Below are 21836 nucleotides of genomic sequence, written 5' to 3' on the forward strand. Positions count from 1 at the left end.
TGCATCCGGGTAGGAACAGACTGACTTGGCGTTGCCTTGCGGAGGGAATGGCGTGGCATAGCCGTCAACGCAAAGGAGCCCCCAAATTGCTCGAGGGCTCCCTTCTTGAGCGTGCGATCGCGGCAGATCGTCTAGAAGAAGGTCGGGATCAGTTGCCGCTCTTCTTGATGTTGTAGGCGAAGAACTGCGAGTTGAGGCCGTTGACGGGATAACCGGTGACGGCCGAGCTCGAAACCACGATCTGCGGATAGAGATAGAGCCAGTTGCTGGCAGCGTCCTCGGCAATGATGCGGTTTGCCTCCGTCAGCTTGGCCGTCTGCGCGTCGGTGTTGGCCGCGGCTTCCGATTCCTTGATCAGGTCGACGACATCAGGGTTGTTGTATCCCCAGTAGAAGTCGGGATTGCCGTAGAACACGATGTCGCGGTGATTGACGTGTTCCTGCAGTGTCGCCTGGAAATCGTGCGCCTTGTAGACCTTGGTGTACCACTCGTTGGCGGTGATGACGTTGATCTCGACCTTGATGCCGACCTTCGCCAGCTCGCTCTGGAGGAACTGGGCGACGATCGGATGCGGGTCGTAATTCGGCGTGTCGAGCTTGAACGAGAAGCCATCGGCAAAGCCGGCTTCCTTCAAGAGCGCCTTGGCGCTTTCGACGTCATAGGCATCGACGCCGGTGAGGTCGACGTACCACGGATCGGTCGGCGGCACGAAGGAGCCGATCAGCGTGCCGTATTCCCCCCAGATCGACTGCAGCAGCTTCTTGTCGTCGATCGCGCGGGCGATGGCCTTGCGGACCTTGACGTTGTTGAAGGGCTCGACCCTGTCGTTGAACGCCAGGAGCTCCTTGGTGGTCGACTGGCCGGCGGTCACCGTGAAATCGGGATTGTCCTTGAACTGGGCAATCGAATCCGGGCTCTGCACGCTGGTGATGACATCGACGGCACCCGTCAGCAGCGCATTGTTGAGCGCAGTGGCGTCGGTGAAGTACTGGAAGACGACTTCGCCATTGGTCGGGGCCGTGCCCCAGTATTTGTCGTTGCGGCTGAGCGCCAGCGACGAGCCGCGGCGCCACTCGTCGAGGCGGTAAGGGCCCGTGCCATCTTCGCCGGCGTTGAGATCCTTCGCCGCGTCGTTGACGATCCAGACATAGCTGAGGTTGTAAGGCAGCGAGATGGAGCGGGCGGAAAGCTTGACCACCACCGTCTGATCGTCGGGGGTCTCAATCCCGCTGATCGTCGCCAGGCTCTTCTTGCGCGAGCTCTTGGAATCGGGCGCGACCACGCGCTCGATGCTGTGCTTCACGTCCTGTGCCGTCAGCGGGTCGCCGGAGTGGAAGGTGACGTTCGGCCGGAGCTTGAAGGTATAGGTGAGGCCGTCTTCGCTGATTGTCTGTTCGGCCACGAGACCGGGAGTGACGTCGCCCGCATCGGTCAGTGTGAACAGGGCCTCGTAGACGTTGCCGTTGAAGGCTTCGTTGATGCCCTGGCCGGCGCCGGCGGTGTTGTCCAGGTTCTGCGGTTCATAGAGCGAGCCGATGACGACGGAGGCATCCGGATCGAAGTTTGCGTCCTGCGCGAGCGCTGCCGTGCTCGTCGACAGCATGGCCAAAGCTGCGGAGGCGAGGATCGAACGCCTGCCTTTCCGGCTCAGCCTCGAAAGTTCGCCCAAGTCGATCGTGTTGCCAGTCATTTCCCTAACTCCTGCATATATACTCATCACGCGAGGTCGCGCTTGCCGTCCGAATGTACACATCGGGCGGTTGCGATGCATCATACAAATTCCCTACCAATTTAGTGGGAATTTTGGTTCGTTTTGTCGTGCCAAGTTGAAATTTGCACCCGCGGCAGGCCCCGGCAAGCGAAGGGCGTTCCCGAATTAGAAGATGCAGCGGGGCGATCAGTGCTGCGCATATCGCCGCGACCAGCGCCCCGGAATCTTCAGAACCAGGACGCACAACAGGCCGGCTAGGATCGCCGGTGCCCAGAGAGAGAACTGCCCGAAACGATGTTCGAGAATGGCGCCGATGATGGCGCCGCCGAGCATCCCGATCCAGGGGACGATCTGGATCGTCCATTGCATGTTGCCCGTGCCGATGATCCATCGGCCCAAGCCACGGCCGAAGCGGGACAGGGCGCCCGTTACATAGGTAAGACCGATCGGTAGTCCCTCGATATGCTCGACGGAGGCGTTCACGACACCCATCGCAAGGACGATGAAATAGAAGCGCAATTCGTTCGGTAGGTGGTCGCCACCGGCAGCGGTAAGGGTGAGGATAAGGGTGACGCAGCACAGGACACCACCGGCACGAAACCTGCTCGCGACGATCGTTCCCATGGCATTGCCGATGACGAAGACTGCGAGCGAGCCGAGAAGGATGAGCGACCGTAGGATGTTGCCGTCGGCAATGGCGGTTGCGGCGCGCGTCGTGTTGCCGCTCATGAAGGAGACGAAGTCGCCCACCGTCAGCAGGCCGATCGCGTCGGTCATCCCGGCCAGGAAGGAAATGAGCGCGACGACGAGAAGCGCGGTCCCGGTTCGCTGGCGCTTGATGATCCGACGCCGTCGCTGAAAAGTCATGATGCTGCCCCGCCGTTTTCCTCAGGCTTAATCCGCCGACCGCGAGAATGGAAGTCACCCGGTATAGGTGCGCTTTGACGAGGCGGGGTAGGCATGATCGTCGCGTCATGCGTCGCTGTCTGTCCACAGACGGAGCGCCTCAAGAAAGCACAAAAATTTCGAGAGCCGGCAAAAGGATTCGACAGTGAAGGGAATCTGATATATCGCTTGATTAATCGTTTAATCATCGATAACGGAAAACACGGCCTTGGCGCGTTCCGGACCAAAACTGACGAGGATTGCCAGAACACTGGGCGTCTCCGCGGCGACGGTTTCCAACGCGCTCTCCGGTAAGGGGCGTGTCTCTGCCGAACTGGCCGAGAAGATCCGCGCGACGGCAGCTGAACTCGGCTATGTCCCGAGCCTCGCGGGCAGGGCGCTGCGCACCGGCCGCACTGCCGCCATCGGCCTCGTGCTTCCCGATATTGCCAATCCGCTCTTCCCGCAGATCGCCCAGGCGATCGAACTGGCTGCGTCTTCGGCCGGCTACGGCGTTCTGATCGCCGACTCCCGCGGTGACGTCACCACCCAGACCAAGGCCATCGAGCGGTTGATCGACCGTGACGTCGACGGCATGGTGATCGTGCCTCGGCGTGGCACGCGCATCACCGATGTCGGCTGTCCCGTGGCCGTTATCGATACGCCGTCGACACCGGGCAATACGGTTGCCGCCGACCATTGGGGCGGTGGCCGGCAGATCGCCGAACACCTGAAGGCGCTTGGCCACCGGCGCGTTCTCGTCATCGGCAACAATCCTGCCTCCAACGTGCAGAACGATCGCATCGGCGGTATTCGCTCGGCGCTTGCCGAGGGCGCGTTCGTTGAAACGCTGTGGATCGAGCCGCTGGAGCGTGAGCAGGGCAAGGGCTGTCCGCTCGGCCTCGCCGAGAAGGTTGCGGAGGGCTTTACCGCCTTTGCCTGCGTCTCCGATCTTCACGCGCTCCGCGCACTGACCGAGTTGCAGCGGGCCGGCATCAACGTGCCGGAAAAGGCGAGCGTCACCGGCTTTGACGATCTCATCTGGTCGCCGGTGGTGACGCCGGCGCTGACCACCGCACGCATGGACATGACCCGGATTGCCGCGATCGCCGTCGGAGCGCTGGTAAAGGCGATCGGCGAGCGCGATCCGACGGATGCGGCCATCGGCGCGCCGGTAACCGCCGACGACGCCGAAGTGCCGATGCAGCTGGTCGTGCGGCAATCGAGCGCCGCACCGCCCAGGATACAATTCCAGCCTGGCCAGACGACTGCCAACGCCAGAACCTCAGCCCCAGAAGGAGAACACCAGCCATGAAGAAGATCCTGCTCGCTTCCAGCGCGCTTTTGCTCGTCGGCGCCAATGCCGCTTCCGCCCAGGAAAAGACGCTGACCATTTCCGTCTACGGTTTTGCCCAGGACGCTTTCAAGGAGCTGGTCTACACACCCTTCGAAGCCAAATGCGGCTGCAAGCTGGTGGTGGAGACCGGCAACAGCGTCGAGCGCCTGGCGAAGATGGAAGCCAACAAGGCGAGCCCGGTTGTCGACATGGCGGTCGTCTCCATGGCTGACGCTCTCTCGGCCTCGCGCGCCGGCCTGATCGAGAAGATCGACAACACGAAGCTGTCGAACTTCAACAAGCTCTACGATATCGCCAAGGATCCGAACGGCGACGGCATGAGCGTCGGCTACACCTTCTACGCAACGTCGATCGTCTATCGCTCCGACAAGATGGAAGTGAACTCCTGGGCCGACCTGCTCGACGAGAAGAACGCCAGCCACGTTGCCTTCCCGAACGTCACCACCAACCAGGGCCCGCCGGCGCTCTACATGGTCGGTGAGGCGATCGGCAAGAATACGCCAGATCTGAAGGAAGCCATTGCCGCCGTCGGCGCGAAGAAGGACGACATCGTCACCTTCTACGTCAAGTCTTCGCAGCTCGTGCAGCTGATGCAGCAGGAAGAAATCTGGGCAGCTCCGATCGGTCGTTTCTCCTGGGAAGGCTTCACCAAGCTCGGCCTGCCGATCAAGTGGGCGGCGCCGAAGGAAGGCCAGACCGGCGGCATGAACGTCATGGTTCTGACCAAGGGCGCCAAGAACCAGGACCTGGCGCTGGAGTTCATGGACTTCTGGCTCTCGACCGAAATCCAGACGGCCCTTGCCGAAAAGCTGGTCGACAGCCCGGCCAACAAGGACGTGAAGGTCGCGCCGGAGATCGCTGAAAACCTCACCTATGGCGAGGAAACCGTGAAGAGCCTCAAGCTCATTCCGTCGGCAGTCGCCCTCGACAACCGCGAAGCCTGGCTTTCCGAGTGGAACGCCCAGGTCGGCCAGTAACAGCCAACGCCAAAAGCCCCCATCACCATGATGGGGGCAGTTTGCGGCTGTCCGGCGACCTCAACCGACCCGCAATGATTGAACGCGACGAAAGGAAGACCAGGGATGTTTCAGAACCGCGCCGAGGCATTGGCGCTCGCTTTGCCGGCGGCGGTCTTTGCGGCGATCGTCTTTCTGGCGCCTGTCGTCATTCTGCTTGCCGAAGGCTTTCGCAGCGCCGACAGCTGGTCGCTTGTCGCCTATGTCGATTTCTTCACCGACCCGCTGAACCGCACCGTCTTCCTGCGCACGTTCCGGCTCGGGCTGATGGTGACGGCCGTCTCTGCCGTGATCGGCTATGCCGCAGCCTTTGCGATCGTCAATCTTTCGCCGCGCAACAAGGGGCAGATGATCGGCCTCGTCGTGCTGCCGCTGATGATTTCGTCGGTCGCGCGAACCTATGCCTGGATCGTCATTCTCGGGCGCACCGGCATCGTCAACCAGGCGCTGCAGCTCATCGGCCTTTCGGACGAACCGATCCGCTTTCTCTTCACCGAGACAGCCGTGTTCATCGGCCTGTTGCAGCTGTTTCTGCCGCTGATGATCCTGTCGCTGATCAGTGCGCTCGAGAACATGCCGAAGGACGCCATCCCAGCGGCGCGCGTATTGGGTGCCAACTGGTTCCAGGTGTTCTGGAAGGTCATCCTTCCGCTGACCAAGGAAGGTCTCGTCATTGGCGGAACGCTGGTCTTCACCGGTTCGCTGACCGCCTATATCACCCCGGCGATCCTCGGCGGCTCCAAGGTGCTGATGCTCGAAACGCTGCTTTATCAGCGCGTCACCGTCGCCAGTGATTTCGTCTCGGCGAGCGTCATTGCCTTCATCCTGATCGTCATGAGCTTTGCCGCCAATCTGCTCCTGAAACGGCTCGCCACCGCGAGGAACAAGCGATGACCCCCCGCGTCTTTTCTCCCCTCGTCCTGCTCCTGGTGATCGCCTTCCTGATCGGGCCGTTCTTCATCATCGTCGCGGCATCGCTGTCGGGCGGCGAGACCCTGGCCTTCCCGCCACAGGGGTTCTCGCTGAAATGGGTCGCCAAGGTCTTCACCGTCGAAAGCTTCCGTGAAAGTTTTGCGGTGTCGATGTTCCTTGCCATCGGCGGTACCGCCATGGCACTCGTGCTCGGCATTCCCGCATCCTACGCCCTTTCGCGCTACAAGCTGCCCTTCGGCGAGACCGTGCGCACGATCGTGTCCCTGCCGATCATCGTGCCGGGTATCATCGTCGGCCTGGCGCTGCTGCGCTACATCGTCGTGCCGTTCGGCTTCAACATCACCCTGGCGCTGTTCCTTGCGCATACGGCGCTGGTGCTGCCCTATGCGGTGCGCGTCGTGTCGGCGAGCCTCAACAACCTGCGCTCCGATATCGAGGAGGCGGCGGTTCTGCTCGGCTCCTCGCGCGCTGGCGCCTTCTTCCGCGTGGTGATGCCGAACATTCGCAGCGGCATTCTCGCCGCCTTCATCCTCGGCTTCGTGACGAGCTTCAACCAGGTGCCGGTCTCGCTGTTCCTGTCCGGCCCGGGCGTGCGCACGCTGCCGATCGACATGCTCTCCTACATGGAGATCACCTATGACCCGTCGGTTGCGGCCCTTTCGGCGCTGCTCGCCTTCATGTCCATCGGCATCGTTTTCCTTGCCGAACGCTTCCTAGGATTTTCCCGTTATGTCTGACGCCGCCTTCCTCAGTCTCGAAAAACTCACACTCGCCTACGGCGATACCGTTGCAGTGAAGGATCTCGACCTGTCGATCCGCAAGGGCGAATTGGTGGCGTTCCTCGGGCCGTCCGGCTGCGGCAAGACGACGACGATGCGTTCGATCGCCGGGCTGCTGACGCCGGCGTCGGGCCGCATCAGCCTTGACGGTACCGACATCACCCGGGTCTCCGCCAACAGGCGGTCGGTCGGGCTCGTCTTCCAGTCCTACGCGCTCTTTCCGCATCTGTCGGTTTTCGAGAATGTCGCTTTCGGTCTGCGCCTGAAGAAGCTGCCGGCAAGCGAGATCGAAACGCGTGTCACCGCCGGCCTCAAATCCGTGGGCCTGTCGAAATTCGCGGCACGTAAGCCGGCCGAGCTTTCCGGCGGTCAGCAGCAGCGCGTGGCGCTTGCCCGCTCGATGGTGATGGAGCCGAAGGTTCTGCTGCTTGACGAACCGCTGTCGAACCTTGATGCCCGGCTTCGCCTCGAGATGCGCACCGAGCTGCAGCGAGTCCAGAAGGAAACCGGCGTGACGATGATCTTCGTCACTCATGATCAGGGTGAAGCACTGTCGCTCGCCGATCGGATCGTGGTGATGCTGAACGGCGCCATCGAGCAGATCGGCACGCCCGAGGACATCTACAATCGTCCGGTTTCCCGTTTCGTTGCCGACTTCGTCGGCTTCGAGAACATTTTCGCGGCCGAAGGCGGCAAGCTCAAAGCCGCAAACGGCCCGATCGCTCTTTCCGAATCCCTGCCGCCTGACACGGCAGGGCTTGCGTGGCGTCCGCGCATGGTGACCCTTGGTTCAGGTCCTTTCCAAGGCACTGTGCGCGGAGCCTCTTTCTCCGGCAGCACACGCGAATATCTGCTCGATACGCCGCTCGGTGCGATCAAGGCCGAGGAGGATGCGGGCCTTCCCGCGCATCAGCCGGGCACGGAGCTTACCTTCGATATGCCGGTCGCCAAGGCGGCACGGCTCGAGCGGTTCGGGTAACCAGCAATGGGTATCTGGATCGATACGGATATGGGCTTCGACGACATCGCAGCGGTGCTCGTCGTTCTCCATGCCAATGAGACGCTTGACGGCGTCTCGCTCGTCTTCGGCAATACGCCGCTTGAACAGGTCAAGCGCAATGCCGCCAGCGCGGCAATGGCATTCGGCTGGACGTTCCCCATCCATGAGGGACGTGCGTTGCCCGTGCTCGGCAAGCTGGAAACGGCGGAGCGGATCCTCGGCGAAACCGGCATGCCGACCGCCGGCCTGACGCTGCCGGCGGCGTCAGCGCTGCCGGTCAGCGATGCCTTTGTCGAACTCTGCCGCTGGTTGGAGGAGGCGAAAGAGCCGAGGCGTATCCTGGCGCTCGGCCCGCTGACCAACATCGCCGCACTCTGCCTTGCCCGTCCGGATCTGGCGGCGAAGATCACCGATCTGACCTGGATGGGCGGTGGCGTCACCAGCGGCAACCATACGGCTTCCGCTGAATTCAACGCCTTCGCAGACCCGGAAGCTTTGGCGATCGTGCTGGCGCACGAACTGCCGTTGCGCATGGTAGACCTCGACCTCTGCCGCAAGGTCTTCGCCTATCCCGATGATATTGCACCCATTCGTGCCGCAGGCGGTGTCAATGCCGCGCTGATTGCCGATCTGCTGTCCGGCTACGTCTCCATTGGCACAAGCCGCGGGCGTCCGGGCATGGCGATCTATGATCCGACTGCCGCGGTCGCATTCGTCAATCCAGGTGCGGTCTCCTTCCGCAAGGCGCGTATCGATACGGAGTTGGCAGGCACGCTTACCCGCGGACGTACGGTGGTCGAGGTCCGTGAAAGCCATGCCGCCTTCAACGCCGAATACGCCACCGACGTACATGCTGAAACGGCACGAGCCCAGATCCTCGGCGCGTTGATGGAGGAAGCCGCCAAGTGACCCGTCCGCACGAACCAATGGATCTGATGGATCCGGCGCTGCGCGCACGTGCCGTCGCAGCGGCGCGAGGGGGCGCGGCGTTCGACATGCTCATCACCGGCGGCGTCGTCGTCGACATGGTCACCGGTGAAAGGCGCGCAGCCGACGTCGGCCTTGTCGGTCCGCTGATTGCCAGCGTGCATGCCCCGGGTACCCGCGGCGATGCCGCTTCGATCGTCGATGCCGCCGGTGCCTTCCTGTCGCCGGGCCTCATCGACACGCACATGCATGTCGAAAGTTCGATGGTCACGCCTGCGACCTATGCCGACGCGGTGCTGCCGCGCGGTGTCACGACGATCGTCTGGGATCCGCATGAGTTCGGCAATGTCAGCGGCATGGCCGGCGTGCGCTGGGCTGCGGATGCCATCGCTGACCTACCGCTGCGCTGCGTTCTGCTGGCGCCCTCTAGCGTACCGTCCGCGCCGGGCCTGGAACTGGCCGGCGCCGACTTCGATGCCGATGCCATCGCCACCATGCTCTCCTGGCCGGAGATCGGCGGCATCGCCGAGATGATGAACATGCGCGGCGTTATCGATGGCGATCCGCGCATGCACGCCATCGTCCAGGCAGGACTTGCCGCGGGCAAGCCGGTCAATGGCCATGCACGCGGCCTTGCCGGTGCGGACCTGCAGGCCTTCGTGACCGCGGGCGTCAGCTCGGATCACGAACTGGTCTCCGCTGACGATCTGCTGGCCAAGCTTCGCGCCGGGCTGTCGATCGAACTGCGCGGCTCGCATGATCACCTGTTGCCCGAGTTCGTCGAGGCGCTGAATGCTCTCGGCCACCTGCCGCAGACCGTGACGCTTTGCACGGACGATGTCTTTCCCGACGATCTCGATCGTGCCGGCGGGCTTGACGACGTCGTGCGGCGGCTCGTGCGCTACGGGCTGAAACCCGAATGGGCGCTGCGCGCCGCGACGCTGAACGCCGCTGCTCGCCTCGGCCGCGTCGACCTCGGCCTCGTGGCTCCGGGGCGGCGGGCGGATATCGTGGTCTTCGAGGATCTCTCGGACTTTCGCGCACGTACGGTGATCGCCGGCGGCAAACAGGTCGCGATGGCCGGGCGGATGATCGATGCCTTGCCGAAAGCCGACGTCGAGGTGCTTGTCGGCACTATGAAGATCGAACCGTTGATCGACACCGATTTCGCCATTCCGGCGACGGGTTCGAAGGTGCGTGTGGCGACGATCGATCGCCCCCGCTTTACGCAATGGGGCGAGGTCGTGGCTGAGGTCGAGGACGGTTTTGTCGTTCCGCCGCGAGGCGCGACGCTGATTGCCGTCGCCCATCGCCATGGCCGCGCCGACAGCAGGCCGCGCGTCGGACTGCTCACCGGTTGGGGAGCGTGGCGCGGCGCTTTCGCGACCACCGTTTCGCACGACAGCCACAACCTGACGGTCTTCGGCGGCAATGCCCGCGACATGATGGTGGCGGCCAATGCCGTCATCGCCGCCGGTGGGGGTATGGCTGTCGCATCCGCAGGCAAGATCGACGCGGTGCTACCATTGCCGCTGTGTGGCCTCGTCTCCGATGCACCGTTGGCGGATGTGTCCGCTGGCTTTGCTGCACTGCGCGATGCTGTAGGGCGGGTCGTGGATTGGCAGCCGCCCTACCTCGTCTTCAAGGCCTGCTTCGGAGCGACGCTAGCCTGCAATGCAGGGCCGCACCAGACCGATCGCGGCATTGCCGATGTGGTGACGGGAAGGCTTCTCGAAAATCCCGTGCTCGAAGTGCTCTGATGTACCAAGGGGGCGACGATTGTCGCCCCGCGACTGCTTTCGCTGATCACCGCGCCTCCGTCCGCCGACCGAGCGAAGCCTGAGTGCGCCGCCTCCCAAGACCAAGTCTCTCGGACCAGTCGGCAGAAGGCGTAACTCGGTAGATGCGTCGCCGGAGTTCCTGCGGCGTGAACGTCTGCCCCTGATTTGCTCGGACTGCTTCTCGTTCGAAACAGGCAGCGCAACCAAGGCCACCGCGATTCCCCGGAAACGGTATCAGCTCAACGGTCTGCCGAAGCGCTCAACTCCTGCTCCACTAATGTCGTCCAGAAGGTGACGCCGGGGCCGATGGCGTCGTCGTTGAAGTCATAGGCCGTGTTGTGGTGAAGGGCGCCATCGACGGCAGGTCCGTTGCCGAGCCAGACGTAGCAGCCGGGGGCTTCGAGCCCGAAGAAGGCGAAGTCGTCGCCCGCTGTCGATGGCGGAAACCGCGTGCGGGTCTTTTCGCCGAAGACCGCACGGGCTGCCGAAAGCGCACGTTCGCTCGCGTCGGCATCATTGACCACGGGCGGAATGCGACGTTCGAACGCGTAGTCGACCTTGATGCCGTACATCTCGGCGGTGCCTCGCGCCAGACGGCCGATCTCTTCCTCAAGCTGGTCGCGGACTAAAGGCGTGTAGGCGCGCGCCGTGCCGCCAATCTCGACCGTATCGGGGATGACGTTGAGCGCCTTCGGGTCGCCGGCGCGCACGGAGCAGGCGCTGACGACGGCCGGCTGCAGCGGATCGACGACGCGGCCGACGATCGATTGCAGCGAGGCGAGGAAGGTGCCGGCTGCCGTCACCGGGTCGCGGCCGAGATGCGGCTTGGCGCCATGGGTGCCGACACCACGGAAGGTCAGCCGCCAGCTGTCGGAGGAAGCGAGCTGCGGCCCGGCCACCACGGCCATCTCGTCCGGGTCGAGGCCGGGCATGTTATGCAGGCCGTAGACCGCGTCGCAGGGGAAGAGTTGGAAGAGGCCATCCTCGACCATGCGCTTCGCGCCGCCGCGACCTTCTTCGGCCGGTTGAAAGATGAAATGCACCGTGCCGGAAAAATTGCGCGTCCCGGCGAGGTGGCGGGCGGCGCCAAGAAGCATGGCGGTGTGGCCGTCATGGCCGCAGGCATGCATCTTGCCGTCTTCTTTCGACTTGTACGGCCGTTCGGCAAGCTCCGGCATGGCGAGCGCATCCATGTCGGCGCGCAGGCCGATCGAGCGGGTGCCGTTGCCGATCTGCAAAGTGCCGACGACGCCGGTTTTTCCAAGGCCACGGTGGACTTTAAGGCCGGCTTCTTCAAGTAGTTTCGCGACCAGATCGCTTGTGCGAACCTCCTCGAAGCCAAGCTCCGGGTGGGCGTGCAGATCGCGACGGAATTCGGTGAGGAAGGGCAGGTCGTTGGTGATCCCATCTGGCACGCGCATTGTCTGGCAGTTCCTTGCATGTCTGTTGGAGCAGGGCCGTCGAATTCCCCAGATTTGCGTCTGCCGGGGCGCCCTTTCGGTTTGATCGAAGTGGTAAACGGTATAGACGAAAACCGCCGGAACCAGAACAGTCCGCCGGTGTTTTCATCGCCTTTCGTTCGAAGCCTGAGTGGCGCAGAAGAGGACAGTACCGATGCAGCCGCATGAATTCTGGCAGGATGTATTTCCGCCGAAAAGTTTCGATACTGGAAGCGGTTATCGCGATTTCTTCCCGGCAATTCTTGAAGACGGTCGCCAGATCCCGCTACCGATCCGGCCACTCTCCGATGGCAAACATGCGCTGGCGTCGCTGATCATCAACCAGGCGAGTTTCGCGGTCGAGGAAGCTCTGGCAACGGAACTGGCCGCAAGGCTCGCGCCGTTCGAACCGGACGTCATCGCCGGCTTGCCGACGCTGGGGCTGACCTTGGCCGCCGCCGTCGCCCGCAAGCTTGGCCATGCGCGTTATGTGCCGCTCGGCACATCGCGCAAGTTCTGGTATGTCGACGACCTCTCCGTGCCGCTGTCGTCGATCACTACGCCCGACCAGAAGAAGCGGCTTTACGTCGATCCGCGCATGCTGCCGCTTCTTGAGGGCAAGCGGGTGGGGCTCGTCGATGACGTCATCTCCAGTGGCACGTCGATCGTTGCCGGGCTGACGCTCATGGAGACCTGCGGCATCGAGCCGATTGCGGTCGGTGCCGCCATGCTGCAGACCGAGCGTTGGAGACAGCCCCTGGCCGATCTCGCGCCGCATTGGCCGGAACGGGTGAAGGGTGTGTTCCGCACACCCTTGCTGGCCCGGGCAGAAGACGGCGCCTGGCGCGCCGCCTGAGGCTATATCGCCCACGCATGCCTGCGTTACTGCGCCGGCCGCACCTTGTAATAGATGGTCGGCGCTACGCCGGAGGTCTTGGCGATGGTGTAGACGTCGTAGGACGCCTGCGGGTCGTTGCCCATGCCGAGCGAACCTGCGGGCATGCCGGGCACGGCGATGCCTGATATATCCGGTCTCTCGGTCATGAGTTTTTGTACGGCCTCCAGCGGCACGTGCCCCTCAATGACGTAGCCGTCCATGACGGCGGTGTGGCAACCCTCCATGTCGGCCGGCACGGCGAACCGGGTCTTGATCGGCGTCATATCGGCTTCATCGCGGATCTCGACCTTGAAGCCTGCGGCCTCCATCGCTTCCGCCCATTGTTCGCAGCAGCCGCATTGTGGATCTTTGTAGACGGTCATCGGGCCTGCCGCGATCGCCGCGGAGGCTGTGAGCATTGTCATGCCCATGATCGCACCAGCGATGAAATGTCTGCGTTTGACGTCCAACATCGGACGCTCCTTTCCTTCAGTTCGGCCTGGTCGTCCAAGGCCCGGGATTGTTGTTATACCGGGCCTTGGACACTGGATTACTTGATCTCGGTCACGGTGAGCTTGCCATCGACCCGGTCGGCCACGAACTCGATTGGCGCACCTTCCTTCAGCTTGGCCAGAATAGCCTCGTCCTTGATCCGGAACACCATGGTCATGGCAGGCATGTCGAGGTTCTTGAGATCCTCGTGGGCGATCGTCACTTTCTTGGCTGCGGTATCCAGCTTCTTGACCGTTCCCTTGGTGAATTCCGCAGCCTGGGCCGATACGGCCATGACCAGGGTGGCGAGCAATGTTACAAACGTTTTCATGATGTTATCCTTTCAATGGGTTACAGTCACTTCTTCACAACTTCGAGCGGACCATGCATGCCGGCGTCGTAGTGGCCGGGGACCAGGCAGGCGAACTCGAAAGTGCCGTTGTTTGTGAAAGTCCAGACGATCTCGCCGGATTGGCTGGGCTCAAGCCGAATGGCATTCGGATCGTCGTGTTCCATCTCTGGAAACTTCTCCATCGCGGCCTTGTGTTCCTGGATCTGCGCCTTGTCGTCGAGCACGAATTCATGCCCGAGCTCGCCGACATTCTTGATGGCGAAGCGCACGGTCTGCCCCTGGCGCACCTTGATGCTTGCCGGCGTGAAGATCATCTTGCCGTCATCGGTTTCCTTCATCGTCACGCGCACGGTCTGGGTCGCCTTCTTGGCGTCGCCCGGCTCGCCGACCGACACGGCATCGTGGCCGCCGGCGTGGGAACCGCTGGCCAGCATCGGCGAGGCGAGTGAGGATGCGGCGAGCAACGCCAGTGCGAAAAGTGTCATCTTCATCTTGGTTTCCTTGGTTGCGTTGGTACAGGTCATGGCGGTCAGCCTTTTCTTGGCGGAGGCGGCGTGATCACTGTCTTGGCATCGGTTGCGCGGGTGGCTTCCGGCAGCGCGCCGGTCCATTCCCAGGCCTGCGTTCCCGGCGGGTTTTCGTACCAGCCGGGGTCGCTGTAATCGCCGGCGGAGATGCCTTCGCGCACCTTCACCACCGAGAACATGCCGCCCATCTCCAACGCGCCGTGCGGGCCCCAGCCCGTCATCATCGGGATCGTGTTGTCGGGAAGCGGCATTTCCATTTCGCCCATGTCGGCCATCCCGGCCGTGCCCATGGGCATGTAGTCGGGCTTGATCTTGCGGATCTTGGCCGCGACTTGGGTCTTGTCGGCACCGATGAAGGTCGGGATATCGTGGCCCATCGCATTCATCGTGTGGTGCGATTTGTGGCAATGGATCGCCCAATCGCCTTCGTACTTGGCATCGAACTCATAGGCGCGCATGGCGCCGACGGGAATGTCGATCGACACCTCCGGCCATCGGGCTTCCGGGCGGACCCAGCCGCCATCGGTGCAGGTCACCTCGAAATCATAGCCGTGCATGTGGATCGGGTGGTTGGTCATGGTGAGGTTGCCGACGCGCACCCGCACCCGATCATTCTTGGAAACAACCAGCGGATCGATGTCCGGGAAGATGCGGCTGTTCCAGCACCACATGTTGAAGTCCGTCATCTCCATGATGCGCGGGACATAGGTGCCTGGGTCGATGTCGTAGGCGTTGAGCAGGAAGACGAAGTCGCGGTCGACCCGCATGAAGGCCGGATCCTTCGGGTGGATGACGAAGAAGCCCATCATGCCCATGGCCATCTGCACCATTTCGTCGGCATGCGGGTGGTACATGAAGGTGCCGGACTTCACGAGATCGAACTCGTAGACGAAGGTTTTGCCCGCCGGGATATGCGGCTGCGACAGGCCGCCGACGCCGTCCATTCCCGATGGCAGGATCATGCCGTGCCAGTGGATCGTGGTGTGCTCCGGCAGCTTGTTGGTGACGAAGATGCGCACCCGGTCGCCCTCGACCGCCTCAATCGTCGGGCCGGGAGACTGGCCGTTATAGCCCCAGAGATAGGCGGTCATGCCGTCGGCCATCTCGCGTTCCACCGGTTCGGCGACCAGGTGGAATTCCTTGACGCCGTTGTTCACCCGGTGCGGCAGCGTCCAGCCATTGAGCGTCACGACCGGCTGGTAGTCCGGCCCGCTCATCGGCACGAGCGGTTTTTGTGTGGCGGCATTGTCCATGCCTGCCGCCTCCGGCAGGCCGGATGTCGAGGTCTGTGCCCAGGCGGTGGTCGAAACGAGTGCCGCGCCTGCGCCGAGAATTTGTCGTCTGTTGAACATGGTCATGATCCCTTTCAATCCGCATCGGCCGCTGCGGGGGCAGCCGTCTCGACCTCGGCGCTCTCCGCACCGCCGCCATGGATGGCCGTCATCAGATCGGCGTCGGCGAGCCAGAACTCGCGTTTGGCGTTGATGGTGAGGATCACCGAGTCCACCTTGGCGCGCGTGTCGGCGAGCAATTCGAAGGTGCTGGTGATCATGCCGTTGTAGCTGAGGGTGGCTTCCTCATCGATCTTGCTGCGCAAGGGCACGACGTTGTTGCGATAGTGCCTGGCGATGTCGTAGCGCGACCGATAGGCCTGATAGGCCGAGCGGGCTTCCGAGCGGACGTTGACGGCCTTCTCGGCCAGCAGGTTGGCGGCGCGCATATGCGCCAGTTCCGCCTTGCGCATGCGCGCCTGGCCGGTGTCGAATATCGGGATGGAAAACTCCAGCTCCGCCTGGCCGGTGGTTTCGACCTTAGTGTCCCCGTCTTCGCGTTCGCGCTCGGCTTCTGCGCCTGCGACGAGCGTGAGATCGCTGACGAAGCGTGTCGCCTCCGTTAACCGATAGGATTTTGCCACGGCCTCAAGGTCAAGGCGGGCCATCTGCAGGTCGACACGGCGCTTGAGCGCTTCGGCCTCGATGCTGTCCCGGCGGGAAAGGGTCTTCGGTAGGTCAGGCAACCGGTTCGGCACCTCGTAATCGGCGTCTCCGCCCCAAAGCCCTATTTTCCGGGTGAGGTTCTCCTTGGCAAGGCGCGCGGCAAGGCGGGCTTCCGCCACCTGTCCGGCGAGTTCGGCATTGAAGACGTGCTCGCGTGCCTGGTCGCCCTTGCCCATGGAACCAGTTTCTCCGAGCTTGGCGGCGAGTTCGGAGGATGCGTCGGCGGCGGCCTGCGCTCGGTTGAGCTGTGCGACCGTCTCCCAGGCCGAAACCGTCTCTACCCATGCGCGGCGGGTCTCCGCCGCGAGCGCAAGCGTCCTCAAGGCCGCCGCAAGCTGCGCCTGACGGAAACGCGCGTCGGCGACGGCGATGGTCTTCTCCCGTGTCATGAGCGCCAGGATATTGGTGGTGACCAGTCCTTCGATGGCGCGATAGGCTTGAAGCTCCGGCGCTCCGATTCCGGTGGTGCCGATCGAAACCGTCGGGTTGAGCAACATCGTTGCCTGCCAGGCATCCGCTGACGCCTCGCCGAGATCGGCATAGGCGGCCTGCAGGCCCTTGTTGTTGAGAAGCGCGATCTGCACCGCGGTATCGGCATCGACCGACTTGCGTGCCAGCAGAGTTTTCACCTGGGCCCGGGCCTTCTCGGCCTGATTGCGGTTCTGGATCCAGACGCTTTTTTTCGCCGTGCCGGCGCCGACCTTGGCCTCGACGGCGGTGAAGCCGGCATCATTTGCCGAATACTCAGCGTTTGTCGCGCAGCCGGCGAGCAGCAGCGGCAAGCCGATAATCGCGGCGAGCTTGAACCTTTGCCTGTTCATGATGCCTCTCCCTTGGCGGGAGACTGGGCGTCGTTGAGCGGCACCCAAGGTTTTGGACCAACCGGCTCGCGGTGGATGTAGCCGGCAACGGGGCTTCGGTAGGTCTGGCTGTTGGCGGCGGCGGAACTCTCCGAGGGATCGGCGAGGCTTGTCACCTCGGCAGGCATTGTCGTCGCGCATCCGCCCAGAAGGATGGGCAGGAGCGCCATGGGAAACAGACGTTTCATGGTTCAACCTGAAATGTGAATGATGGATTTCGGCGTCCGACCGGCAAAGCCGGGCAGGCCAAGACCTAGACCGCGAGACGCGGTCAGCTGTTCACGGGATCAGGCTCTTGGAGGGCGGTGCAAGCCCGCGCGGTCGCCGGGGCTGAGTTGCGACTGCAGGCCAAAGCTCAAGGTGGCGCGTGGCACGCCGAACCGGGCTTCGTCGGCTTCGGCAAGAACGGCGACGGAGGCGCAGAACGTCTTGCAGCAGTCCTTCTTATCGGCCTTGCCGCTATCGCTAATGGGCTTTGTCTTGCCGCTGTCTGCCTCCAGGCAATGCTCGCTCAGCGCCGGCGCGCTGATATCGACCGAGGCATCCGGCTGCATCGCCGCGTGCATCTGCATAGCTGCGTGCGATGCGACATGGGTCATGCCGGCAGCGCTGGAAAAAGGCAGCACAGCCAGCGACAGCATCGTCACCAGCTTGAGCATCGTCAGCAGACGCCGATATGCATTTCCAACCTTTTCCATCACCAATCCGTAGAAACGCCGTCGATTCCTGTCAATGCTGCCGGCAGGGCTCGGGCTCACGAATGCGTGAGCCCCGGCGAGGTTTCTTTGTTCTCAGGCCTGTCGGCGGTTGCGGACCGGGTCAATACCTGCCGGGCCAAAGCGCGCAGGCTCTAGGGCCTTGCCGGGTTCGTTCGCCATGTCGGCGAGATCGTCGAGGATCGGGCAGTCCGGCCGACCGTCGCCGTGGCAGTTTGCGGCCAGATGTTTCAGCGTCCGGCTCATGGCCCTCAGTTCCTCCGCCTTGCGTTCAAGGATCTCGACATGCTCGAGCGCGATCTTCTTCACCTCGCTGCTGGCGCGCGAACGATCGCGCCAGAGCGTCAGAAGGTCGGTCATCTGCTCGACGGTGAAGCCGAGATCGCGGGAGCGGCGGATGAAGCGCAGAGTGTGGACATCGTTGTCGCCGTAATTGCGATAGCCGGCCCCGCTGCGATCGGCCGGCGGAATGAGGCCGATCGTTTCGTAATAGCGGATCATCTTCGTCGAGACGCCGGAGGCGCGTGCGGCTTCGCCGATGTTCATGACTTCACCTTTCGAGAGGCGCGCAGAGCGCGAGTATTCGAGTCGAATATAGGAATTCTTCCCGGCGGGCGCCACGTTGGCGTGACCCACCGGGGGAGACCTTAACGTCATCGTGCCGCTGGCGTTTCCACGATGATGCCGTGAAAGCCCCTTAGCCGCAGCGCGTTTCCGAGCACGAAGACACTGGAAAGGGCCATCGCACCGGCAGCGAAGATCGGCGAGAGCAGCAGGCCATAGGCGGGATAAAGTGCACCCGCTGCAACCGGGATCAGAACCGCGTTATAGGCGAAGGCCCAGAACAGGTTTTCCTTGATGTTGCGGATCGTTGCCTTCGACAGGGCGATCGCGTTTGGTACACCCAGCAGATCGCCGGACATCAGCACCACATCGGCGCTTTCGATCGCGACATCGGTGCCGGTCCCGATCGCAAGTCCGACATCGGCTTCGGCAAGGGCCGGCGCATCGTTGATGCCGTCGCCAACGAAGGCGACGGCGCGGCCGTCGGCCTTCAAGCGTTTCAGGGCGGCAACCTTGCCGTGGGGCAGCACCTCGGCGATGACTTCGTCGATGCCGAGCTTGGCGGCGATCGCTTCTGCCGTGCGACGGTTGTCGCCGGTGATCATCGCCACCTTGAGACCGAGATCGTGCAGCATGCGGACCGCCTGCGGCGTCGTTTCCTTGATCGGATCGGCAACGGCGATGATGGCGGCAAGCTTGCCGTCGATCGCCGCATAGAGCGGGCTCTTGCCTTCCGAGCCGAGGCGGGCCACCTGGCCGGCAAACACCGAGACGTCGAGCTTCAGCCGGGCCATCAGCCGGTCGGCGCCGACATGGACACTCCGCCCATTCACGACGGCGCTGGCGCCGAAGCCGGGGACAGCCTCGAAGTTCGAAGGCGCCGGGATCGCGACGCCTTCGGCCTTCGCAGCCTCGACGATTGCTTCGGCGATCGGGTGTTCGGATCGGGTTTCGACGGCGGCGACGAGTGCAAGCACCTCGCTGCGCTCAAAACCGGCTGATGTGTCGAGATCGGTCAGTTCCGGACGGCCCTTGGTCAGCGTGCCTGTTTTGTCGACGGCAATGATTTCGGCATTGCGCAGGGTCTGTAGTGCTTCGCCCTTGCGGAACAAGACACCCATTTCGGCGGCACGACCGGTACCGACCATGATCGAGGTCGGGGTCGCCAGGCCCATGGCGCAGGGGCAGGCGATGATCAGCACCGCGACGCCGTTAACGAGCGCGAAGGTCAGCGCCGGATCCGGGCCGAAGACCAGCCAGATCGCGAAGGTGACGGCGGCAATAGCGATGACGGCCGGAACGAACCACGCCGTTACCCGGTCGACCAGCGACTGGATCGGCAGTTTGGCGCCCTGGGCCTGTTCGACCATGCGAATGATCTGCGCAAGCACCGTATCGGCACCGACTTTGGTTGCGCGGAAGGTGAAGGACCCCGTCTTGTTGATGGTGCCGCCGACGACGTCAGCGCCCACGATCTTTTCGACGGGAACCGGTTCGCCGGTGATCATCGACTCGTCGACGTAGGAATTGCCGTCGAGGACGGTTCCGTCGACCGGCACGCGGTCGCCGGGACGCACCAGCACGGTATCGCCCGAATGAACATCGGCGAGCGGAATCTCGATCGTTTCCCCGTCGCGAACGACGCGCGCCGTCTTTGCCTGCAGGCCCATCAGGTGCTTGATCGCTTCGGAGGTGCGGCCCTTGGCGCGGGCTTCGAGCACCCGGCCAAGAAGGATCAGCGTCACGATGACGGCTGCGGCCTCATAATAGACGTTGGCTGTGCCTTCGGGCAGCAGCCCGGATGCGAAGGTGGCAACGACCGAATAGCCCCAGGCGGCGGCCGTGCCGATGGCGACGAGCGAATTCATGTCGGGCGCGAGACGCAAAAGGGCCGGGATACCCTTCTGGTAGAAGCGTAAGCCCGGGCCGAAAAGCACGAGCGTCGCCAACACGAACTGCAGATACCAGCTCTCCTGCATGCCGATGTTGATCATGACGAAGTCGTGCACGGCCGGAATGAAATGCGAGCCCATCTCCATCGCGAAGATCGGCAATGTCAGGGCTGCGGCAACCAATAGCGAACGGCTGAGGCGCCGGGTTTCGCGCTCGCGCTTTTCGGCTTCCTCGTCGGTGCTCTCGTCGCCGGTGATGCGCTTGGCGCCGTAACCGGCCGCGCGCACGGCCTCTTCCAGTGCGGTCGTGGTGGCAATTCCCTTGGTCAGGCGCACGGTGGCGCGCTCGGTCGCAAGATTGACATTGGCCTGCGTCACGCCGGGAACTGCCTTCAACGCCTTCTCGATGCGGGCAACGCAGGAGGCGCAGGTCATGCCGTCGATCGCCAGTTCGACCGATTCCTCAGCGGCGCCATAGCCGCTGTTCTCGATCGCCTTGACGATGTCGGCGGTCTTGGTCGTTCCATCGAACCGGACGTCGGCCCGTTCGGTTGCAAGGTTGACAGAGGCGGACGTGACCCCTGGGACTGCGCGGATGGCCTTCTCGACGCGCGCGACGCACGAAGCACATGTCATGCCTTCGACCGGTATGCTGGCCGTCAGGGCATTGCCGGGAATTGCTACGGCGCTTTTCGCTTCGATGGTGGTCACAGATCCCATGATCGTGGTCCTTTTCCTGTTCTTTTATCGGAAGATGGGGCTTCCAACGATGGGAAGGTCAAGGGCGGTTTGAAACATTTCTTCGGCCAATATGCATCGACCCACTTGCTCAGTGCCGGTGATGCGAATGCACGACGGCGTGACCCTTGCCCCGCGCGATCAGCCAGCGATTGACGGGAAAGGCGGCAGCGCCGGCGACGATGAGGGCAATCGCGAGGCTCGCCCAGAAGAGGAGGGACGTAACGCCCGCATCCATCGCACCCGGGATGATCAGCATCAGGGCGTTGTCGACGATCTCCATGATCACGATGGACGCCGTGTCGGCCGCAAGCGCGAGCTTCAGGACCGCGGCGAACGGCATGCCTGCTTTGATCAGTGGAAACATGGTCAGGCCATAGCCGAAGACAAAGGCAAGGAATACGGCAAGCGCGATGGTCTGGACATTGCCCCAGCCGAACGCCGAGCCGATGACCATGCCGAGCACCTCGCCGATGCCGCAGCCGGTCAGGCAATGCACCGTCGCAGATAGGGCGAGGCGGTTGAGCGACGTGCCTTCGCCTTGTGAGGGGCCTGCCGTCACCCTGCGGTGATCATGTCGAGTTGCGTGGTGTTCGTCGTGCTGCATGCTCGGTCTCCGTGAAGATGCGCAGCCGGCAAGCTAAAGCTTCCCACCGTTGTAAGGTCAAGGCGTGTGGTGGAGCGAATGGACCTTGGCCTCGGTCCGGCGACGTTAGACGGCAAACGCCTCGGCACGAGGCCAAGGCGCCAACCGGTGACTGGAGGCACCGTGGCGATCTTGATCTAGAGTTGGCGGCTCTCGTAGCCTGCCGCCTTCAGCGCTTCGGCGATCGGGCCGGATGCGGCGGCCGTGTCCACGCTGACCTCGCGCGCGCCGAGATCGACCTTGATGGTTGCCTGCGGATCAACGCTCAGGATCGCCTTTTGTACGCTGCCGGCGCAATGTCCGCAGGTCATGTTGTCGATCTTGTAATTCTGCATCGCTTGTCTCCT

22 protein-coding genes are annotated in these 21836 nt (G+C 63.1%); 8 read left to right on the forward strand and 14 right to left on the reverse strand.

Translation table 11 applies throughout. From position 1 onward, the window contains the following. Nucleotides 1-148: 148 nt before the first annotated feature. Nucleotides 149-1690 carry an ABC transporter substrate-binding protein gene (locus BC363_RS32360; protein WP_065784271.1) on the reverse strand — a complete coding sequence of 514 codons (1542 nt, stop codon included), beginning with the start codon at nt 1688-1690 and terminating at the stop codon, nt 149-151. A 207-nt stretch (nt 1691-1897) separates the two neighbouring features. Next, the gene (locus BC363_RS32365) at nt 1898-2578 is read right to left on the reverse strand and encodes a YoaK family protein (RefSeq protein ID WP_065784272.1); all 681 of its coding nucleotides are present in this window, start codon (nt 2576-2578) and stop codon (nt 1898-1900) included. Nucleotides 2579-2825: 247 nt separating this feature from the next. On the opposite strand from BC363_RS32365, the gene BC363_RS32370 reads away from it, so the two are divergent. The 7 genes from BC363_RS32370 (at nt 2826) to BC363_RS32400 (ending at nt 10368) form a co-directional block, all read left to right on the forward strand. Next, nucleotides 2826-3911: a LacI family DNA-binding transcriptional regulator gene (locus BC363_RS32370; protein ID WP_083222748.1), complete on the forward strand. Its 1086-nt coding sequence runs from the start codon at nt 2826-2828 to the stop codon at nt 3909-3911. Then, the gene (locus BC363_RS32375) at nt 3908-4930 is read left to right on the forward strand and encodes an ABC transporter substrate-binding protein (RefSeq protein ID WP_065784273.1); all 1023 of its coding nucleotides are present in this window, start codon (nt 3908-3910) and stop codon (nt 4928-4930) included. The genes BC363_RS32370 and BC363_RS32375 overlap by 4 nt, the downstream gene beginning before the upstream one ends. Nucleotides 4931-5035: 105 nt before the next feature. Next, the gene (locus BC363_RS32380) at nt 5036-5863 is read left to right on the forward strand and encodes an ABC transporter permease (RefSeq protein WP_065784274.1); all 828 of its coding nucleotides are present in this window, start codon (nt 5036-5038) and stop codon (nt 5861-5863) included. Next, complete coding sequence (locus BC363_RS32385; protein ID WP_065784275.1) at nt 5860-6639, forward strand: ABC transporter permease; 780 nt, start codon at nt 5860-5862, stop codon at nt 6637-6639. Before BC363_RS32380 ends, BC363_RS32385 begins: the two co-directional genes overlap by 4 nt. Beyond that, nucleotides 6632-7660 carry an ABC transporter ATP-binding protein gene (locus BC363_RS32390; RefSeq protein WP_065784276.1) on the forward strand — a complete coding sequence of 343 codons (1029 nt, stop codon included), beginning with the start codon at nt 6632-6634 and terminating at the stop codon, nt 7658-7660. The genes BC363_RS32385 and BC363_RS32390 overlap by 8 nt, the downstream gene beginning before the upstream one ends. 6 nt (nt 7661-7666) lie before the next feature. Further along, entirely contained in the window at nt 7667-8590 is a 924-nt protein-coding gene (locus BC363_RS32395; protein WP_065784277.1) for a nucleoside hydrolase, read from the forward strand. A gap of 17 nt (nt 8591-8607) precedes the next feature. Next, entirely contained in the window at nt 8608-10368 is a 1761-nt protein-coding gene (locus BC363_RS32400) for an adenine deaminase (RefSeq protein WP_065784278.1), read from the forward strand. Nucleotides 10369-10628: 260 nt separating this feature from the next. Here BC363_RS32400 and BC363_RS32405 read toward each other — a convergent pair whose 3' ends face one another. After that, nucleotides 10629-11810 carry a M20 aminoacylase family protein gene (locus BC363_RS32405; RefSeq protein ID WP_065784279.1) on the reverse strand — a complete coding sequence of 394 codons (1182 nt, stop codon included), beginning with the start codon at nt 11808-11810 and terminating at the stop codon, nt 10629-10631. A gap of 193 nt (nt 11811-12003) precedes the next feature. Between BC363_RS32405 and BC363_RS32410 the strand changes: the two genes are divergently transcribed. Next, nucleotides 12004-12684, forward strand: coding sequence for a phosphoribosyltransferase (locus tag BC363_RS32410; RefSeq protein WP_065784280.1), 681 nt, complete (start codon nt 12004-12006; stop codon nt 12682-12684). Nucleotides 12685-12710: 26 nt separating this feature from the next. On the opposite strand, the gene BC363_RS32415 is transcribed toward BC363_RS32410, so the two are convergent. The 11 genes from BC363_RS32415 to BC363_RS32465 form a co-directional block, all read right to left on the reverse strand. Next, entirely contained in the window at nt 12711-13136 is a 426-nt protein-coding gene (locus tag BC363_RS32415; RefSeq protein WP_161952507.1) for a DUF411 domain-containing protein, read from the reverse strand. 119 nt (nt 13137-13255) lie between these two features. Continuing rightward, nucleotides 13256-13528: a copper-binding protein gene (locus BC363_RS32420; RefSeq protein WP_065784282.1), complete on the reverse strand. Its 273-nt coding sequence runs from the start codon at nt 13526-13528 to the stop codon at nt 13256-13258. Nucleotides 13529-13554: 26 nt separating this feature from the next. Continuing rightward, nucleotides 13555-14040 (reverse strand): plastocyanin/azurin family copper-binding protein, encoded by a 486-nt coding sequence (locus BC363_RS32425; protein ID WP_065784407.1) that lies wholly within the window; start codon nt 14038-14040, stop codon nt 13555-13557. Nucleotides 14041-14078: 38 nt separating this feature from the next. Continuing rightward, the gene (locus BC363_RS32430; RefSeq protein WP_065784408.1) at nt 14079-15428 is read right to left on the reverse strand and encodes a copper oxidase; all 1350 of its coding nucleotides are present in this window, start codon (nt 15426-15428) and stop codon (nt 14079-14081) included. Between the two features lie 14 nt (nt 15429-15442). Further along, on the reverse strand, nt 15443-16894 hold the full coding sequence (locus tag BC363_RS32435) for a TolC family protein (RefSeq protein ID WP_065784283.1): 1452 nt from the start codon (nt 16892-16894) through the stop codon (nt 15443-15445). Next, nucleotides 16891-17121 carry a hypothetical protein gene (locus tag BC363_RS32440; RefSeq protein ID WP_065784284.1) on the reverse strand — a complete coding sequence of 77 codons (231 nt, stop codon included), beginning with the start codon at nt 17119-17121 and terminating at the stop codon, nt 16891-16893. Before BC363_RS32440 ends, BC363_RS32435 begins: the two co-directional genes overlap by 4 nt. A 99-nt stretch (nt 17122-17220) precedes the next feature. Beyond that, nucleotides 17221-17631 (reverse strand): hypothetical protein, encoded by a 411-nt coding sequence (locus BC363_RS32445; protein ID WP_065784285.1) that lies wholly within the window; start codon nt 17629-17631, stop codon nt 17221-17223. A gap of 93 nt (nt 17632-17724) precedes the next feature. Beyond that, the gene (gene cueR / locus BC363_RS32450) at nt 17725-18195 is read right to left on the reverse strand and encodes a Cu(I)-responsive transcriptional regulator (RefSeq protein ID WP_065784409.1); all 471 of its coding nucleotides are present in this window, start codon (nt 18193-18195) and stop codon (nt 17725-17727) included. 107 nt (nt 18196-18302) lie between these two features. Beyond that, nucleotides 18303-20825 (reverse strand): heavy metal translocating P-type ATPase, encoded by a 2523-nt coding sequence (locus tag BC363_RS32455; RefSeq protein ID WP_083223547.1) that lies wholly within the window; start codon nt 20823-20825, stop codon nt 18303-18305. Nucleotides 20826-20934: 109 nt separating this feature from the next. Next, nucleotides 20935-21450 carry a DUF4396 domain-containing protein gene (locus BC363_RS32460; RefSeq protein WP_065784286.1) on the reverse strand — a complete coding sequence of 172 codons (516 nt, stop codon included), beginning with the start codon at nt 21448-21450 and terminating at the stop codon, nt 20935-20937. A gap of 176 nt (nt 21451-21626) precedes the next feature. Next, nucleotides 21627-21824, reverse strand: coding sequence for a heavy-metal-associated domain-containing protein (locus tag BC363_RS32465; RefSeq protein ID WP_065784287.1), 198 nt, complete (start codon nt 21822-21824; stop codon nt 21627-21629). Between the last annotated feature and the right edge of the window lie 12 nt (nt 21825-21836).

This window comes from Ensifer sp. LC384 (assembly GCF_001695865.1).
In the GTDB taxonomy this organism is placed as follows: domain Bacteria; phylum Pseudomonadota; class Alphaproteobacteria; order Rhizobiales; family Rhizobiaceae; genus Ensifer.

Excerpts from the sequence above, each read along its gene's own strand:
- BC363_RS32395 (WP_065784277.1), top strand. The coding sequence starts at position 7,667 with ATGGGTATCTGGATCGATACGGATATGGGCTTCGACGACATCGCAGCG.
- BC363_RS32455 (WP_083223547.1), bottom strand. The coding sequence starts at position 20,825 with ATGGGATCTGTGACCACCATCGAAGCGAAAAGCGCCGTAGCAATTCCC.
- BC363_RS32390 (WP_065784276.1), top strand. The coding sequence starts at position 6,632 with ATGTCTGACGCCGCCTTCCTCAGTCTCGAAAAACTCACACTCGCCTAC.
- cueR (WP_065784409.1), bottom strand. The coding sequence starts at position 18,195 with ATGAACATCGGCGAAGCCGCACGCGCCTCCGGCGTCTCGACGAAGATG.
- BC363_RS32420 (WP_065784282.1), bottom strand. The coding sequence starts at position 13,528 with ATGAAAACGTTTGTAACATTGCTCGCCACCCTGGTCATGGCCGTATCG.
- BC363_RS32425 (WP_065784407.1), bottom strand. The coding sequence starts at position 14,040 with ATGAAGATGACACTTTTCGCACTGGCGTTGCTCGCCGCATCCTCACTC.
- BC363_RS32460 (WP_065784286.1), bottom strand. The coding sequence starts at position 21,450 with ATGCAGCACGACGAACACCACGCAACTCGACATGATCACCGCAGGGTG.
- BC363_RS32400 (WP_065784278.1), top strand. The coding sequence starts at position 8,608 with ATGGATCTGATGGATCCGGCGCTGCGCGCACGTGCCGTCGCAGCGGCG.
- BC363_RS32360 (WP_065784271.1), bottom strand. The coding sequence starts at position 1,690 with ATGACTGGCAACACGATCGACTTGGGCGAACTTTCGAGGCTGAGCCGG.
- BC363_RS32465 (WP_065784287.1), bottom strand. The coding sequence starts at position 21,824 with ATGCAGAATTACAAGATCGACAACATGACCTGCGGACATTGCGCCGGC.
- BC363_RS32430 (WP_065784408.1), bottom strand. The coding sequence starts at position 15,428 with ATGTTCAACAGACGACAAATTCTCGGCGCAGGCGCGGCACTCGTTTCG.
- BC363_RS32410 (WP_065784280.1), top strand. The coding sequence starts at position 12,004 with ATGCAGCCGCATGAATTCTGGCAGGATGTATTTCCGCCGAAAAGTTTC.
- BC363_RS32385 (WP_065784275.1), top strand. The coding sequence starts at position 5,860 with ATGACCCCCCGCGTCTTTTCTCCCCTCGTCCTGCTCCTGGTGATCGCC.
- BC363_RS32440 (WP_065784284.1), bottom strand. The coding sequence starts at position 17,121 with ATGAAACGTCTGTTTCCCATGGCGCTCCTGCCCATCCTTCTGGGCGGA.
- BC363_RS32435 (WP_065784283.1), bottom strand. The coding sequence starts at position 16,894 with ATGAACAGGCAAAGGTTCAAGCTCGCCGCGATTATCGGCTTGCCGCTG.
- BC363_RS32405 (WP_065784279.1), bottom strand. The coding sequence starts at position 11,810 with ATGCGCGTGCCAGATGGGATCACCAACGACCTGCCCTTCCTCACCGAA.
- BC363_RS32415 (WP_161952507.1), bottom strand. The coding sequence starts at position 13,136 with ATGGGCATGACAATGCTCACAGCCTCCGCGGCGATCGCGGCAGGCCCG.
- BC363_RS32365 (WP_065784272.1), bottom strand. The coding sequence starts at position 2,578 with ATGACTTTTCAGCGACGGCGTCGGATCATCAAGCGCCAGCGAACCGGG.
- BC363_RS32445 (WP_065784285.1), bottom strand. The coding sequence starts at position 17,631 with ATGGAAAAGGTTGGAAATGCATATCGGCGTCTGCTGACGATGCTCAAG.
- BC363_RS32380 (WP_065784274.1), top strand. The coding sequence starts at position 5,036 with ATGTTTCAGAACCGCGCCGAGGCATTGGCGCTCGCTTTGCCGGCGGCG.
- BC363_RS32375 (WP_065784273.1), top strand. The coding sequence starts at position 3,908 with ATGAAGAAGATCCTGCTCGCTTCCAGCGCGCTTTTGCTCGTCGGCGCC.